This window comes from Enterobacter sp. PP-008-ECC_S150 (genome assembly GCF_045257065.1).
GTDB classification, from domain to species: domain Bacteria; phylum Pseudomonadota; class Gammaproteobacteria; order Enterobacterales; family Enterobacteriaceae; genus Enterobacter; species Enterobacter chengduensis.
The window spans coordinates 119,736-135,215 of record NZ_JBJHHG010000017.1 but is presented as its reverse complement, the minus strand read 5'-3'; the positions used below and the strand labels follow the sequence as shown (position 1 = coordinate 135,215).

Annotated in this window: 11 protein-coding genes and 1 tRNA gene; 3 read left to right on the top strand and 9 right to left on the bottom strand. The window is 57.8% G+C overall.

What is annotated here, in order from left to right; genetic code table 11:
* A partial coding sequence (locus tag ACJBF3_RS18535; protein WP_406545236.1) for a hypothetical protein occupies positions 1-554 on the bottom strand: 554 nt, incomplete at its 3' end.
* A 68-nt stretch (positions 555-622) separates the two neighbouring features.
* A tRNA-Sec gene (locus ACJBF3_RS18530) sits at positions 623-717 on the bottom strand.
* A 291-nt stretch (positions 718-1,008) separates the two neighbouring features.
* On the opposite strand from ACJBF3_RS18530, the gene ACJBF3_RS18525 reads away from it, so the two are divergent.
* Entirely contained in the window at positions 1,009-2,400 is a 1,392-nt protein-coding gene (locus ACJBF3_RS18525) for a glycoside-pentoside-hexuronide family transporter (protein ID WP_045328609.1), read from the top strand.
* 12 nt (positions 2,401-2,412) lie between these two features.
* On the top strand, positions 2,413-4,731 hold the full coding sequence (gene yicI, locus ACJBF3_RS18520) for an alpha-xylosidase (RefSeq protein WP_045328608.1): 2,319 nt from the start codon (positions 2,413-2,415) through the stop codon (positions 4,729-4,731).
* Positions 4,732-4,854: 123 nt separating this feature from the next.
* Here the strand turns inward: yicI and ACJBF3_RS18515 are convergent, their stop codons facing one another.
* Together ACJBF3_RS18515 and xanP are read right to left on the bottom strand one after the other, a co-directional pair.
* Positions 4,855-6,549: an AsmA family protein gene (locus ACJBF3_RS18515; protein ID WP_045328606.1), complete on the bottom strand. Its 1,695-nt coding sequence runs from the start codon at positions 6,547-6,549 to the stop codon at positions 4,855-4,857.
* Positions 6,550-6,668: 119 nt separating this feature from the next.
* Positions 6,669-8,060: a xanthine/proton symporter XanP gene (xanP, locus tag ACJBF3_RS18510; protein ID WP_045328605.1), complete on the bottom strand. Its 1,392-nt coding sequence runs from the start codon at positions 8,058-8,060 to the stop codon at positions 6,669-6,671.
* Between the two features lie 226 nt (positions 8,061-8,286).
* Between xanP and gltS the strand changes: the two genes are divergently transcribed.
* Complete coding sequence (gene gltS, locus ACJBF3_RS18505; protein ID WP_045328604.1) at positions 8,287-9,489, top strand: sodium/glutamate symporter; 1,203 nt, start codon at positions 8,287-8,289, stop codon at positions 9,487-9,489.
* Position 9,490: 1 nt separating this feature from the next.
* Here gltS and recG read toward each other — a convergent pair whose 3' ends face one another.
* From recG to gmk, 5 genes are read right to left on the bottom strand one after another with little or no spacing between them, the layout of a single operon-like run.
* The gene (recG, locus tag ACJBF3_RS18500) at positions 9,491-11,572 is read right to left on the bottom strand and encodes an ATP-dependent DNA helicase RecG (protein ID WP_045328601.1); all 2,082 of its coding nucleotides are present in this window, start codon (positions 11,570-11,572) and stop codon (positions 9,491-9,493) included.
* 3 nt (positions 11,573-11,575) lie between these two features.
* Entirely contained in the window at positions 11,576-12,265 is a 690-nt protein-coding gene (gene trmH, locus ACJBF3_RS18495; protein WP_045328600.1) for a tRNA (guanosine(18)-2'-O)-methyltransferase TrmH, read from the bottom strand.
* Positions 12,266-12,269: 4 nt separating this feature from the next.
* On the bottom strand, positions 12,270-14,384 hold the full coding sequence (gene spoT / locus ACJBF3_RS18490; protein ID WP_032644393.1) for a bifunctional GTP diphosphokinase/guanosine-3',5'-bis pyrophosphate 3'-pyrophosphohydrolase: 2,115 nt from the start codon (positions 14,382-14,384) through the stop codon (positions 12,270-12,272).
* Between the two features lie 19 nt (positions 14,385-14,403).
* Positions 14,404-14,679, bottom strand: a complete 276-nt coding sequence (gene rpoZ, locus ACJBF3_RS18485) for a DNA-directed RNA polymerase subunit omega (protein ID WP_000135058.1) — start codon at positions 14,677-14,679, stop codon at positions 14,404-14,406.
* 54 nt (positions 14,680-14,733) lie between these two features.
* The gene (gene gmk, locus ACJBF3_RS18480) at positions 14,734-15,357 is read right to left on the bottom strand and encodes a guanylate kinase (RefSeq protein WP_032644394.1); all 624 of its coding nucleotides are present in this window, start codon (positions 15,355-15,357) and stop codon (positions 14,734-14,736) included.
* Positions 15,358-15,480: the final 123 nt, after the last annotated feature.

The following is a 15,480-nucleotide window of genomic DNA, read 5'->3' as shown; positions in this document are numbered from 1 at the left end:
GTTAATCCTTTAGTTAATGGAATCGAGAATTTTTTTTCCAAACTTAATAATTGTTCTAAATGACTTTTTCTTAAAGTTGTTTCAATATCCTTTTCAATTACAAAATCTTTTATCTTATCAATGCTTCCAAACTCCATAATCTCATTAAATGTAAGGTTCTTCTCTAGAGAGTTTATTATTTCAGGTTTAGAAAGATAGATTTCTTTTAATAGCACTCCGAGATATGCATCATACTCGCTTACGATAGATACTAGGAAACTTGATGGAATTGCTCTCGCTGTTTTTAATGATTTATGGACGGAACGCATTAGGAAATATAATTCCCTTTGCTTTTCAAAAGGCATTTTATATTTTATTAATGTACCTTCTTCATCATACTCTCGCTGATATGAGTGCGCTAAAATGAATTCGTCTGATTGTTTTTCTTTTTCCTTAAAATCTCTATAAAGATTCCTTCTAATCGTAGGTAATGTTTCTTCGATACCCTCTAGAACATCAATAAAGTTATTTAAATTGTATCTAATTTTAGAGAAATCAGGGGAGGATAGTTCCATTTCACAACCTTATTTTTCAAGAAATAAAAGGTGATTAGGATTATTGGATTGTTGGTGTTTTGCATTTTTGGCGGAAGATCACAGGAGTCGAACCTGCCCGGGAACGCTGGCGTCCCCAACTGGATTTGAAGTCCAGCCACCTCACCGGAGATGACGATCTTCCGCGCCTGCATTGCTACATGGAGGCGGGGCGCATTATAGCTACTTTCAGGCATTTACCACATACCCCGACACACTTTTTTCACTTCTCTTTTGACCTGTACCCCCCTGTTTCAGTTAATTCCTAAGAAAATCCTCACGTTAGCCATTCGTGCTCTCCAATATTTACCGCGATCACAAAAAACAAGAAACGTAATCTGCTAACCAGAAAACGCAATACCCGCTCATGAAACAATGGTTTAAAACCAATGCAACCGGTCTCAGCGCCCCCTACCGCGTGAAGGATGAATAAAATATGAGCGAAGTATTGTCAGTAAAAGAGAAGATTGGCTACGGCATGGGAGATGCCGCCAGCCACATCATTTTTGATAACGTCATGTTGTACATGATGTTTTTCTACACCGATATTTTCGGCATTCCCGCCGGCTTTGTCGGCACCATGTTCCTGCTGGCCCGTGCGCTGGATGCAATCTCAGACCCGTGTATGGGGCTGATTGCCGACCGCACCCGCAGCCGCTGGGGCAAGTTCCGCCCGTGGATTTTGTTCGGCGCCATTCCTTTCGGCATCGTCTGCGTGCTGGCCTACACCACGCCGGACCTCAGCCTCAACGGCAAAATGGTTTACGCCGCTATTACCTACACCCTGCTGACCCTGCTCTACACCGTGGTCAACATCCCGTACTGCGCATTGGGCGGGGTGATCACCAACGACCCAACGCAGCGTATCTCCCTTCAGTCCTGGCGCTTCGTGCTGGCGACCGCGGGCGGCATGCTCTCCACGGTGCTGATGATGCCGCTGGTGAACCTGATCGGCGGCGACGATAAGGCGTTCGGCTTCCAGGGCGGTATCGCCGTACTGTCGGTGGTCGCGTTCCTGATGCTGGCGTTCTGCTTCTTCACCACCAAAGAGCGCATCCAGGTGCCGCCGAGCACCACTTCGATGCGGGAAGACCTGCGCGACATCTGGCACAACGACCAGTGGCGCATCGTTGGCGTGCTCACCATCCTCAACATCCTCGCCGTCTGCGTGCGCGGCGGCGCGATGATGTACTACTGCACCTGGATCATGGGCTCGCCGGAAGTGTTCGTCGCGTTCCTCACCACCTACTGCGTCGGCAACCTGATCGGCTCCGCGCTGGCGAAACCGCTCACCGACTGGAAGTGTAAGGTCAGCATCTTCTGGTGGACCAACGCCGCGCTGGCGGTGGTGAGCGTGGCGATGTTCTTCGTGCCGATGCATGCCACCGTGGTGATGTTCGCCTTTATCTTCGTCATCGGCGTGCTGCACCAGCTGGTGACGCCGATTCAGTGGGTAATGATGTCCGATACCGTCGACTACGGCGAATGGACCAACGGCAAGCGCCTGACCGGGATCAGCTTTGCCGGCACGCTGTTCGTGCTGAAGCTCGGCCTGGCGCTGGGCGGGGCGATGATCGGCTGGATGCTGGCAGGCGGCGGCTACGACGCGGCGGCCAAAACCCAGAACAGCGCGACCATCAGCATCATTATCGGCCTGTTTACCCTGGCCCCGGCGGTCTGCTACGTGCTGAGCGCCATTATCGCCAAACGCTACTACACGCTGAAAACCCCCTTCCTGACCAAAATCCTGGGCGAGCTGGCGCATGGCGCGCGCCGCAATCAGCAGGCGTTTGAAAACCTGCCGGTCAGCAAAGAATTGCAGAACTAAGAGGACGAAAGCATGAAAATCAGTGATGGAAACTGGCTTATTCAACCGGGCCTGAACGTAACCTATCCGGTTCAGGTGTTCGACGTGGAGCAGCAGGGCAATGACCTGGTGGTGTTTGTTGCGCCGCGCGACGTGCGCGAGCGCACCTGGCAGCTCGACACGCTCTTGTTCACGGTGCGCCTGTTTGCCCCGCAGGAGGGGATTGTCGGGGTGCGCATCGAGCACTTTCAGGGCGCGCTGAACAACGGCCCGCACTATCCGCTGAACGTGCTGAAAGACGTGAAGGTCGAGATTGAAAACAACGCGGAATTTGCCGAGCTGAAAAGCGGCAGCGTCAGCGTACGCGTTACCAAAGGCGAGTTCTGGGCGCTGGACTTCCTGCGCAACGGCCAGCGCATTACCGGCAGCCAGCTGAAAAACAACGGCTACGTGCAGGATACCAACACCGACCGCAACTATGTGTTTGAACGTCTCGACCTCGGCGTGGGGGAAACGGTCTACGGCCTGGGCGAGCGCTTCACCGCCCTGGTGCGCAACGGCCAGACGGTCGAAACGTGGAACCGCGACGGCGGCACCAGCACCGAGCAGTCTTACAAAAACATCCCGTTCTACCTGACCAACCGCGGCTACGGCGTGCTGGTGAATCACCCGGAAAACGTCTCGTTCGAAGTGGGGTCCGAGAAAGTCTCTAAAGTGCAGTTTAGCGTCGAAGGGGAGTATCTGGAGTACTTCGTGATCGACGGCCCGACGCCGAAAGAGGTGCTCAACCGCTACACGCGCTTTACCGGACGTCCGGCGCTGCCGCCCGCGTGGTCGTTCGGCCTGTGGCTCACCACCTCGTTCACCACCAACTACGATGAAGCGACGGTTAACAGCTTTATTGACGGCATGGCCGAGCGCGACCTGCCGCTGCACGTCTTCCACTTCGACTGCTTCTGGATGAAGGCCTTCCAGTGGTGCGACTTCGAGTGGGACCCGGTGACCTTCCCGGACCCTGAAGGAATGATCCGCCGCCTGAAGGAGAAAGGGCTGAAGGTCTGCGTGTGGATTAACCCGTACATCGGCCAGAAGTCGCCGGTATTCCAGGAGCTGAAGGAGAAGGGCTACCTGCTCAGGCGCCCGGACGGCTCTCTGTGGCAGTGGGACAAGTGGCAGCCGGGGCTGGCAATTTATGACTTCACTAACCCGGAAGCGTGCCGGTGGTATGCCGACAGGCTGAAAGGCCTGGTGGACATCGGCGTCGACTGCTTTAAGACCGACTTTGGCGAGCGCATCCCGACGGACGTGCAGTGGTTTGACGGATCCGAACCGCAGAAGATGCATAACCACTACGCCTATATCTATAACGAGCTGGTATGGAACGTGCTGAAAGAGACGGTGGGCGAAGAAGAGGCGGTGCTGTTTGCCCGCTCGGCGTCCGTGGGCGCGCAGCAGTTTCCGGTGCACTGGGGCGGCGACTGCTACGCCAACTACGAGTCGATGGCCGAAAGCCTGCGCGGCGGGCTGTCGATTGGCCTCTCCGGCTTCGGATTCTGGAGCCACGATATCGGCGGATTCGAAAACACCGCCCCGGCGCACGTTTACAAACGCTGGTGCGCGTTCGGGCTTTTATCCAGCCACAGCCGCCTGCACGGCAGTAAATCTTACCGCGTGCCGTGGGCGTACGATGAGGAGTCCTGCGACGTGGTGCGCCACTTTACGCAGCTGAAGTGCCGGATGATGCCGTATCTGTATCGTCAGGCGGCGCTGGCGCGCGAGTGCGGTACGCCGATGCTGCGGGCGATGATGCTGGAGTTCCCGGACGATCCGGCGTGCGATTATCTCGACCGCCAGTACATGCTGGGGGATGCGGTGATGGTGGCACCGGTGTTCTCCGAGGCGGGCGACGTGCAGTTCTGGCTGCCGGAAGGGCGCTGGACGCACCTGTGGCATAACGACGAAATTCAGGGCAGCCGCTGGCACAAGCAAAAGCATGATTTCCGGAGCCTGCCGGTCTATGTGCGCGATAACACCCTGCTGGCGCTGGGCAATAACAGCCAGAAACCAGACTATGCGTGGAACGAGGGGACGGCCTTCCAGCTGTTTAACCTGGAGGATGGCGCATCGGCGGTGAGCGAAGTGCCTGCGGCGGACGGTTCAGTGGCATTTACGCTGAAGGCGTCGCGAGAGGGCGACGTTGTGACCCTGTCCGGCGCGGGCGAGGCGCAAAACTGGTCGGTATGCTTGCGCAACGTGCAGAAGGTGGGCGGCGTGAAAGGCGGTTCACACGCGGGCAGCGAGTGGGGCGTGGTGGTGAAAGCGGAGGGGAATGAGGTGGTGGTTCACTTCTGAGCTTGAAAAATGCCCGGTGGCGCTTCGCTTACCGGGCCTACGGTAATCAGGCGGTCTGTCTTCTACGGGGAGAGGGAACCAAAACCTCGTAGGCCGGGTAAGGCGAAGCCGCCACCCGGCTTTTTACTGTGCCGGCGCCATCGCCGACACCACGCCGCCCGTCATCGTCTGCTCTACCTGCTGTTTATCCATATTCACCGCGCTCAGCTTGCCGTTCACCGTCGGCTTCAACGGTGCGCTGGCCTGCACGCTGCCGCTGGCGGTGAGCTGAATATTGCCGTCGCCCGTAATCGGCAGCGCAGGCCAGCCCCACTGTTGCAGCACGTTGAGCGGCACGCCGCGACCGTTCAGGCTCACCGTGGTTTGCCGCTGCGGAAGCTGTGAAACCGTCGCCGTTGCTTCCAGAATGCCTTTCTCGGTAAACGCGCTCAGGTCGGTAATGTTCACCGTGGCGGCGTTCGCATTCAGCGCCAGCGACGGACGGCGCACGTCCACGCGGTTGAAGGTTGCCGCCGCGCCGTTCAGGGTTGCGCTGCCGCCCCACACGCCCCACTGGCGGTCTTTCGCCAGCTGCAGGTTGGCGCCGTAGCCGTCCAGCGAGGTGATCTGCCACGGGAAGGCGGGATCGATGTCGATCACCAGGTTGCGGCTCAGGCCGAATTTTTGCAGCGTGACGCTGTTCAGCCATTCCGGCAGCGGCTCCATCCACAGCGTTTTCCAGTTCTGTGGCAGGGTGTACTCCAGACCGGCGATGGCGACATCGTCCAGCACCAGCGCTTTACCGTCGCGCAGCCAGTTACCGGAGGTGCGCACCATGCCGCCCTCCCAACGGGAGGTGAACTGGCGCAGCGCCATGCCCTGCGGGGAAAACTCCGCGTTCAGGATCGGGTCAAACAGATGCAGCGAGCCGTAGATAAACTCGCTGGCGTTCATGGACAGGCGACCTTCCTGGCTCTGCCAGTCGCCTTTGCTCAGCGTCAGGTTGCGCAGGCTTAAATCGAGATCGGTTACCGCCCAGTCCGGGCCCTGCAGGCGGGCGTCGGTCACGTCCAGACGGCCTATTTGCAGGGAAGGAAGGGTGGCCAGCGGCGCGAAGAAGTCTCTCAGGGTTTTATCACTCTGCAGGCGGATCTCGTTCAGGCGCATCGTGTCGATAATCCAGCTCCCGTCGGCGTTGCGCAGGGCGGAGCCGGTGAGCGAGCCGCGAGCCATATCCGCTCCGATGGTGTTCAGCACCACTTCCTTGCCGTTAAGCTGGCCCTCGATCAGCACGTTGGTGGCCGGTACGCCGTTGAGGGTCAGCGAGCCTGCGCTCATCTGAATCTGCGCGTTTTTCCCCAGAACGTTGCCTGCTTCCGGCTGCCATGGGCTGACGCCGCCCGTCACCTTCTGCGCGCTCAGGTCCCACTCGGTATTCGGGCTGTTAAAGGCCATGTTGTTCAGCTGCAGGCGATCCGCCTGGAAAGGCAGCGGCGCGGTCTGTGGGGAGAGATTCAGCGTGCCGTCGAACAGGGTAATGGTGTCCATATGCAGCGGATCGGTTATCTGGCGGCTGCTCAGGCCAATATCGACTTTTTTGGCAACCAGCGTGGCGGGTTTACCGTCCCGACCGAAGGTGACGTTTTCCAGAATGAGGTGGGAAGGCGACGAAAAGCGGTGATTCATCTTGTCGAAACTGAGTTCGTAATCGGTATTCACCGTCACCCAGCTGCTGACCTGAGCAGCGCCCCAGCGGGTCTGGAGCAGAATGTAGAACGCCAGCAGCACAATGAGCAGGGCTACCAGAAGATAGACGAGCAGCTTTCCAATAAATTTCATGGTCTTCCATCCCGCAAAACGCACATAAGGGAGTTATGCACGATTTATGCGCAATCCTCAAGGCGGGAATGGTGTAATTAGGTGTCACGGCAGGCATTGACCGCCTGCCGTGAAGGGGATCAGTTCTTTTCAGGCGGGAAAACGAGGTTCAGCACGATAGCGGTGATGCCGCCTGCGGCAATGCCGGAAGAGAGCAGGTTTTTCACCCAGTCCGGCGCAAACTGCAGGATCAGCGGCTGCTGAGACACGCCCAGACCGACTGCCAGCGACAGCGCGATAATCATGATCGCGCGGCGGTTCAGCGGCTCGCGGGAGACGATACGCACGCCGGATGCTGCGATAGTTCCGAACATCACCAGCGTTGCGCCGCCCAGCACCGGCTCGGGGATGTGCTGCACAAAACCGCTCACCGCCGGGAACAGGCCGAGGACGATCAGCATCAGCGCCACCACAAAACCGACGTAGCGGCTGGCCACGCCGGTCAGTTGGATCACGCCGTTGTTCTGACCGAAGCAGGAGTTCGGGAAGGTGTTGAAGACTGCAGAGACAAACGAGTTCAGGCCGTTCGCCAGCACGCCGCCTTTCAGGCGCTTCATGTACAGCGGGCCGGAAACGGGCTGCTCGGAGACGTCAGAGGTAGCGGTGATATCGCCGATGGTCTCCAGCGAGGTGATCATAAAGACCAGCATCAGCGGCAGGAGCAAGCCCCAGTCAATGCCCAGACCGTAGTACAGCGGCGTCGGGACGGTGATAAGCGCGCTGTTGGTTGGCGCGGCGGTCTCCGGCAGCATGCCCAGCGCCCATGCCAGCAGGTAGCCCGCCGCCATGGCGATCACCAGCGAGGCCACGCGCAGGTAAGGGTTACGCTGGCGGTTAAGCAGAATAATGATCGCCAGCACCACGCCCGCCAGCAGCAGGTTTTTCGGCGCGCCGAAGGTGTGGTCGCTCATGGCGGCATAGCCCCCGCCGATGGAGGTGAGGCCCACCTGGATCAGCGACAGGCCGATAATCATCACCACCACGCCGGAAACCAGCGGAGTAATAACGCGGCGAGCCAGATGCAGGACGCGGGAGATCACCATCTCCGTACAGCTGGCCAGCATTAGCGTGCCGAACAGCGCCGCCATCATGGTTGGGATATCCGCACCGCCGGTTTTCAGGGCCGTACCGCCCATGATCAGCGGCGCCACGAAGTTAAAGCTGGTACCCTGAATTGACAATAATCCCGACCCCACCGGACCCCACGCTTTGATTTGAATAATCGAGGCCACGCCGGAGGCGAAGAGAGACATGCTGATGATGTGCTGCGTGTCCTGCGCCGGTAAGCCGAGCGCCTGGCAGATCAGCAGCGCCGGGGTGATCACCGCGACAAACATTGCCAGAAGATGCTGGCAGGCGGCGAAAAGCGTCTGGGGCAGCGGCGGGCGATCTTCAAGGCGGTAAATCAGTTCGCTATTTTGCTTCTGCGCAATCGGTTGCGCATCAGGCGACTCTATGGTGTTAACGGACATCGGCGGCAATCCCACGGTGGAAAAGCGGGCATTTTATCTGACCACCTGGTAAAAGCAAACGATTGCCAGCAAAAAAAGGCAAGAAAATCTGCCGTTGTGAGCAGGTTTTCTACAACGCCTCGGGAAAAAAAATTACACTTTTTCGCGCCGGGGGCTCATGAAGAGCGTAAACCGGCCCAGGATAACGCCGCGTGTGTATGGAACACGCGCAAAACAGGAGCCTTCTATGATTCATCTCGATACGTTGTCGACACTTGTTGCCGCAACGCTGGTCTTACTGCTTGGCCGTAAGCTGGTACACCGCGTTTCCCTTCTGAAAAAATACACCATTCCTGAACCTGTCGCCGGTGGCCTGCTGGTAGCGCTGGCCCTGCTGATACTGAAAAAAAGCATGGGCTGGGAAATCGATTTTGATATGTCCCTGAAGGACCCGCTGATGCTGGCCTTCTTTGCCACCATTGGCCTGAACGCTAATCTGGCGAGCCTGCGGGCAGGCGGTAAGGTACTCGGGGTATTCCTGATTGTGGTGGTGGGGCTGCTGCTGATGCAAAACGCGATCGGCATCGGCATGGCAACGCTGCTGGGGCTGGATCCGCTGATGGGCCTGCTGGCGGGGTCAATTACCCTTTCGGGTGGTCACGGTACCGGCGCGGCGTGGAGCAAGCTGTTTATTGAGCGCTACGGCTTTGAAAACGCAACGGAAGTGGCGATGGCGTGCGCCACCTTTGGTCTGGTGCTGGGCGGCCTGATTGGCGGCCCGGTGGCCCGTTATCTGGTTAAACACTCCACCACGCCGGACGGCAGGCCGGACGATGAAATGGTGCCGACCGCGTTCGAAAAGCCGGACGTCGGGCGCAGCATTACCTCGCTGGTATTGATTGAAACCATTGCGATGATCGCCATTTGCCTGACCGTGGGTAAAGTAGTTGCGCAATGGCTGGCGGGGTCCGCGTTTGAGCTACCGACCTTTGTCTGCGTGCTGTTTATCGGGGTGATCCTGAGCAACGGTCTGGCGCTGATGGGATTCTACCGCGTGTTTGAACGAGCGGTATCGGTGCTCGGCAACGTCTGCCTGTCGCTGTTCCTGGCGATGGCGCTGATGAGCCTCAAACTGTGGGAGCTGGCTTCGCTGGCGCTGCCGATGGTGGCGATTCTGGCGGTGCAGACCCTGTTTATGGCGCTGTACGCCATGTTCGTGACCTGGCGCATGATGGGCAAAAACTATGATGCGGCGGTGCTGGCGGCGGGTCACTGCGGGTTTGGTCTGGGGGCGACCCCAACCGCTATTGCCAACATGCAGGCGATCACCGAACGGTTCGGGCCATCGCACATGGCGTTTCTGGTAGTCCCGATGGTTGGAGCGTTCTTTATTGATATCGTCAACGCGCTGGTAATCAAGCTGTACCTGTTGCTGCCGATTTTCGCCTGAATCAGGCGTTGGAGTAGCGTTCGGTTTCCGGCATCCAGCGCTCAATTAGCGCTGCCGCCTGTTCGGGGTAGCGTTCATGAATATGGCGGGCGAGGCGCTGAACCTCGGGGATCATGGCCTGATCGCGCAGCAAATCCGCCACTTTGAATTCGGCATTACCCGTCTGACGCGTGCCCAGTAGTTCGCCCGGGCCGCGGATCTCCAGGTCTTTTTGCGCAATCACAAAACCGTCGTTGCTGTCGCGCAGCACCTGCAAACGCATCTGGGCGGTTTTTGAGAGCGGCGCTTTGTAGAGCAGCACGCAGTGGGACGCTACCGCACCGCGGCCAACGCGCCCGCGCAGCTGGTGGAGCTGGGCAAGGCCGAGACGCTCCGGGTTCTCGATGATCATCAGGCTGGAGTTGGGGACGTCCACGCCCACTTCAATCACCGTCGTCGCGACCAGCAAATGCAGTTCCCCCTGCTTAAACGACTGCATCACCGCCTGTTTTTCTGCTGGCTTCATGCGGCCGTGCACCAGGCCCACGTTTAGCTCCGGCAGCGCCAGCTTCAGCTCTTCCCACGTGGCTTCGGCAGCCTGCGCTTCCAGCAGTTCAGACTCCTCGATCAGCGTACAAACCCAGTAGGCCTGACGCCCTTCGTGAGTGCAGGCGTTGCGCACGCGGTCGATGATATCGCTGCGGCGCGTATCCGGTATGGCGACCGTGGTGACCGGCGTTCGGCCCGGGGGCAGCTCGTCGATGGTGGAGGTATCCAGATCGGCGTAGGCGGTCATCGCCAGGGTGCGCGGGATCGGCGTGGCGGTCATGATCAGCTGATGCGGATGGAAGCCCTGCTGCAGGCCTTTTTCCCACAGCGCCAGGCGCTGGTGCACGCCGAAGCGGTGCTGTTCGTCGATAATCACCAGCGCAAGGCCGTTAAACTGCACCTGCTCCTGGAAGATAGCGTGCGTGCCGACAATCATCTGCACCTGGCCGCTGGCGATGGCTTCCTGCTGCGCAAGGCGCGCTTTGCCTTTTTGCTTGCCCGCAAGCCAGCCGACTTCAATTCCGAGCGGCGCGAACCAGGCGCGGAAATTGTTGGCATGCTGTTCAGCCAGCAGTTCTGTGGGTGCCATCAGAGCGACCTGTTTGCCGTGGGCAATCGCGCGCAGGGCGGCCAGCGCCGCAACCAGCGTTTTACCGGAGCCCACGTCGCCCTGTACCAGGCGCATCATCGGTACGTCGAGCGCCATATCGCGTTCAATCTCGGCGGTGACGCGCGCCTGTGCACCGGTGGGCTTAAACGGCAGCGAGGCCAGCAGCTTATCCTTGAGCGCATCATTCTGGCTTAACGGCTGCGCGTGGAAACGCTGCGCGCCCGCGCGTAGCGCCAGCATGCTCAGGTTATGGGCCAGTAATTCCTCAAGGATAAGACGCCGTTGGGCGGGGTGTTTGCCGCTTTCTAAGTCGCTGAGCTGCAGCGTTGGCGGCGGGCGGTGCAGGGTGCGCAGCGCCTCGGGCAGGCTCATCATGCCCTGCGCCAGCTCGGGCGGCAGCAGTTCGGTAATGGCGCAGGTATCCAGCAGCTCCAGCGCCTGATCGGTGAGCTTACGCAGCGTTGCCTGCTTGATGCCTTCCGTCGTCGGGTAAACCGGGGTAAGCGTTTCCTGTAGCTCCGGCGTGCTGAGATCGCCCTGCACGCGGTACTCCGGGTGGATCATCTCTGCGCCGTATTTCCCGCGTTTGGCTTCGCCATAGGCCAGCACCCTGCGGCCCGTCGCCAGGCTGTTTTTCATCGCCGCGCTGAAGTTGAAAAAACGCATGGTGAGGATGCCGGTGCCGTCGCTGATCTGGCAGGCCATCATCCGGCGTCCGCCGAACGTAATGCTGCAGTTCAGGACTTCGCCTTCAACGGTGGCATAAATGGCGGGAAGGAGATCGCCAATCTTATAGAGCTGGGTGCGGTCTTCGTAACGCAGGGGGAGGTGAAGCAGAAGATCCTGCACCGTGTGCAGGCCAATTTTTGCCAGCTTGTTGCTTTGCGCCGCGCCCACGCCCGTCAGGCTGTTAAGCGGGATGGCATCCAGCAGGCGGCCTTTCATCGCTTACCCGGCGTACTGCATGGTGGCCCACCACTCGGCATCGGCTTCAATTTCGCCCTGCGCGTTGACGTGGGGGTAAGGCAATTTTTTCTGCTTCGCAACGCGAGCCAGCACCGGATAGCCGCCTTCGAACAGCAGGCGCTGCTGTTCCTCTTCCGGCAGCATGCTGTTGCTACGCTCGTACATGCCGGCGTTCTGACGCTGGCGCTGCGCTTCATACAGAATGAGCGCGGAGGCCACGGAGACGTTGAGAGACTGGACCATGCCGATCATTGGAATGATGATGTCCCGATCCGCCAGATCCAGCGCTTCCTGCGTGATCCCGGTTTTCTCCTGGCCCATCAAAATGCAGGTCGGGCGGGTGTAGTCGATCTCGCGGAAATCTACGGCTTTAGCGGACAGGTTGGTCGCGAGGATCTGCATCCCGCGTCCTTTCAGGTGCGATACGGCTTCGCCAATGGTGTGATGATGTTTGACAGACACCCAGCTGTTGCTGCCTGCCGCCGCCGAGACCGTATTTCGCATACGGCCATCCGGCCAGACGGCGTGCACTTCATGCACGCCGACGGCATCTGCGGTCCGAACGATAGCAGAGACGTTATGCGGTTTATGAACCTGTTCCATACAGACCGTCAGGTCAGGCTGACGCCTGGCGAGCATTTCGCATATCCGCGCGTAACGTTGTGAATTCATAAACCTAGTTTCGGTTTCGGGTGACTTTAATCACGTCCGGCATGACGCGGATCTTGCGCATAATGTTCGCCAGATGCACGCGGTCGCGGGCGGTCAGACGAATAAAGGCGCTGTACACGCGGCCGTCTTTTTCTTCCGTATTCAGGCTCTGAATGTTGGACGAGGCCGTGTTGATCGCTGCCGTCAGGTTCGCCAGGGCACCCTGGTGGTTGAACATATCCACCTTAATTTCGGTGATAAATTCCTGCGCCGTCTCTTTATCCCACTCGACCGCCATAAACTTCTCGGCTTCTTTCTGATAGCCGCGAATGTTACGACAGGATTCGTGGTGGATAACCAGCCCTTTGCCAGGGCTGACGTGCGCAATAATCGGGTCGCCAGGAATTGGACGACAACATTTTGCGAAGGTGATCAGTACGCCGTCCGCGCCTTTGATCGGCAGATGCGCGTGGCCGGATGCGCCTGGAGCAGAAGGTATCGCTTCGCCCTGCTGCAGGTTCTTCGCCACCACGACGCTCATGGCGTTACCCAGGCCAATTTCCGCCAGCAGATCGTCCAGAGACGTGAGCTTCATACGGTCAAGTTCACGCTGAATATGCTCAGGTGGAATCTCGGCCAGCTTACGGCTGCCGCCCAACGCGTGGTTGAGCAGACGACGCCCCAGGCTGACTGAATCATCACGCTTGAGGTTTTTCAGCAGCTGGCGAATTTTGGCGCGCGCTTTGGAGCTCACGACAAAGTTCAGCCAGGCCGCGTTCGGACGTGCGCCCGGCGCGGTAATAATCTCTACCGTCTGGCCGCTGGAGAGCGGCTGAGACAGCGGATAAGGCTGTCTGTCGACGCGTGCGCCGACGCAGGCATGCCCGATATCGGTATGCACGGCGTAAGCGAAGTCGACCGGCGTTGCGCCCGCAGGCAGTTCGACAATGCGGCCTTCCGGGGTGAAAACGTAAATCTCATCCGGGAAGAGATCGGATTTCACGCTCTCGATAAATTCAAACGAGCTACCCGCACTCTGCTGAAGTTCCAGCAGGCTTTGCATCCAGCGCTGGGCGCGGATTTGTGCGGTTGTGCTGCTTTCGCCACCGTGCTCTTTATAGGCCCAGTGCGCGGCGACACCCATCTCTGCCATCTGGTCCATGTCTTCGGTGCGAATTTGCACCTCAACAGGCACGCCGTGCGGACCGATCATCGAGGTATGCAAAGATTGATAGCCGTTCGCTTTCGGAATGGCGATGTAATCTTTCATGCGCCCCGGACGCGGTTTGTAGAGGCTGTGCATTTGCCCCAGCACGCGATAGCAGGTGTCCGAGTCGTGGACGATTACGCGGAAGGCGTAGATGTCCATGATCGAGTGAAAACGCTGCTCTTTAAGCACCATTTTGCAGTAGATAGAGTACAAATGTTTCTCGCGACCGCTGACGCGGCACGGAATTCCCGCTTCCTGTAAGCGCCCTTCAATTTCCGAGAGGATCTTTTGAATCATCTCTTTACGGTTACCGCGTGCGGCTTTCACCACCTCTTTAATCACGCGATAGCGGTTCGGGTACAACGCTTCAAAACCCAGCTCTTCCAGCTCGGTTTTAATGTGGTGAATACCTAAACGGTGCGCCAGCGGACTGTAAATTTCGAGGGTTTCACGGGCAATGCGGCGACGTTTATCCGGGCGAAGTGAGCCCAGCGTGCGCATGTTGTGGGTACGGTCAGCGAGTTTGATGAGAATGACGCGGATATCCTGCACCATCGCCATAATCATCTTGCGGAAGTTTTCGGCTTGCGCCTCTTTCTTGTCGCGGAAATTCAGCTTATCAAGCTTAGAGACCCCTTCCACCAGTTCGGCAACGCTTTTGCCGAACAGCTGTTCCATGTCCTGGTAAGTGGCAGGGGTATCTTCGATCACGTCGTGCAGCAGGGCGGCCATCAGCGTTTCATAGTCGAGTTTCATCTCGGCCAGAATACAGGCCACCGCTACCGGGTGCGTGATATAGGGTTCACCGCTTGAACGTGTCTGGCCCTCGTGAGCGTCACGTGCAACGAGATACGCCTGCTGAAGACGCTTAATCTGGTCTTCAGGCAGGTAGGTTTGAATCAGTTGATTCAGGCTTTCAAACAGATACAAGGGCGACCCGCAGGTTTAATTAACGACGACCTTCAGCAATAGCGGTAACGGCCTGCAGTTCTGCGGCTTCCTGCTCTTGCTGCTCCTGGCGCTCACGCACGTCGAGGATCTGGTTGTTGATCAGACCTTCTTCGATTTCGCGAAGTGCAATAACAGTGGTTTTATCGTTTTCTTCCGGTACCAGCGGATCTTTACCGCCTACCTGCATCTGACGAGCGCGACGCGCGGCGACCAGCACCAGGTCAAAACGGTTACCAATTTTCTCTACAGCGTCCTGAACAGTTACGCGTGCCATACTTAAAATGCTCCACAGGTGAAGAAATGACTGGGCATGATACTGAAAGTGGGTTCAGTCTGCCAACAGTTTGGTGATTAATGCGTCATGTCGCTGCTTCTGGCGGCTCATACGCAGGCGTTCTGCGCGAAGGATGGTTTTGAGATCGCTCAGCGCGGCATCAAAATCATCATTCACAATAAGGTAATCATATTCCGCGTAATGGCTCATTTCTGCAACAGCCTGTTCCATACGCTTTGCGATCACGTCTTCGCTGTCCTGTCCGCGGCCACGCAGGCGGCGATCCAGCTCATCTTTCGATGGCGGTAAAATAAAGATACTGCGAGAGTCAGGCATTTTCTTGCGAATTTGCTGTGCGCCCTGCCAGTCGATATCCAGGAACACATTCACGCCCGTGGCCAGAACCTGCTCAATGGTTTCACGCGAGGTACCGTAGTAGTTACCGAATACTTCAGCGTGTTCAAGAAACGCGTCTCTGCCGATCATCGCTCTGAATTCGTCGTGATCCACAAAGAAATAGTGTTCACCGTGCACTTCACCCGGACGCGGCGCTCGCGTGGTGTGAGAAACAGAAACCTGTGTGTCGTACAGCGGTTGGGTTTTTAACAATGCCTGAATAAGGCTGGATTTACCCGCGCCACTAGGGGCAGAAACAATATAAAGCGTGCCTTGAGCCATGAGAGTCTTTTGTATGTGTTAACGAAGAAGTCCTACATACGGGCTTATTATACACGTCACTGCCGTGTGACGTAGCCTTTGTCACACTTTTTCCCCCCGATTATTGAATTTTGCGTGCCGTTT

Bases quoted from the DNA above. Each gene is read 5' to 3' on its own strand.
- trmH (WP_045328600.1), bottom strand. From the start codon at position 12,265: ATGAATTCACAACGTTACGCGCGGATATGCGAAATGCTCGCCAGGCGT.
- ACJBF3_RS18515 (WP_045328606.1), bottom strand. From the start codon at position 6,549: ATGAAATTTATTGGAAAGCTGCTCGTCTATCTTCTGGTAGCCCTGCTC.
- xanP (WP_045328605.1), bottom strand. From the start codon at position 8,060: ATGTCCGTTAACACCATAGAGTCGCCTGATGCGCAACCGATTGCGCAG.
- rpoZ (WP_000135058.1), bottom strand. From the start codon at position 14,679: ATGGCACGCGTAACTGTTCAGGACGCTGTAGAGAAAATTGGTAACCGT.
- ACJBF3_RS18525 (WP_045328609.1), top strand. From the start codon at position 1,009: ATGAGCGAAGTATTGTCAGTAAAAGAGAAGATTGGCTACGGCATGGGA.
- gltS (WP_045328604.1), top strand. From the start codon at position 8,287: ATGATTCATCTCGATACGTTGTCGACACTTGTTGCCGCAACGCTGGTC.
- recG (WP_045328601.1), bottom strand. From the start codon at position 11,572: ATGAAAGGCCGCCTGCTGGATGCCATCCCGCTTAACAGCCTGACGGGC.
- yicI (WP_045328608.1), top strand. From the start codon at position 2,413: ATGAAAATCAGTGATGGAAACTGGCTTATTCAACCGGGCCTGAACGTA.
- gmk (WP_032644394.1), bottom strand. From the start codon at position 15,357: ATGGCTCAAGGCACGCTTTATATTGTTTCTGCCCCTAGTGGCGCGGGT.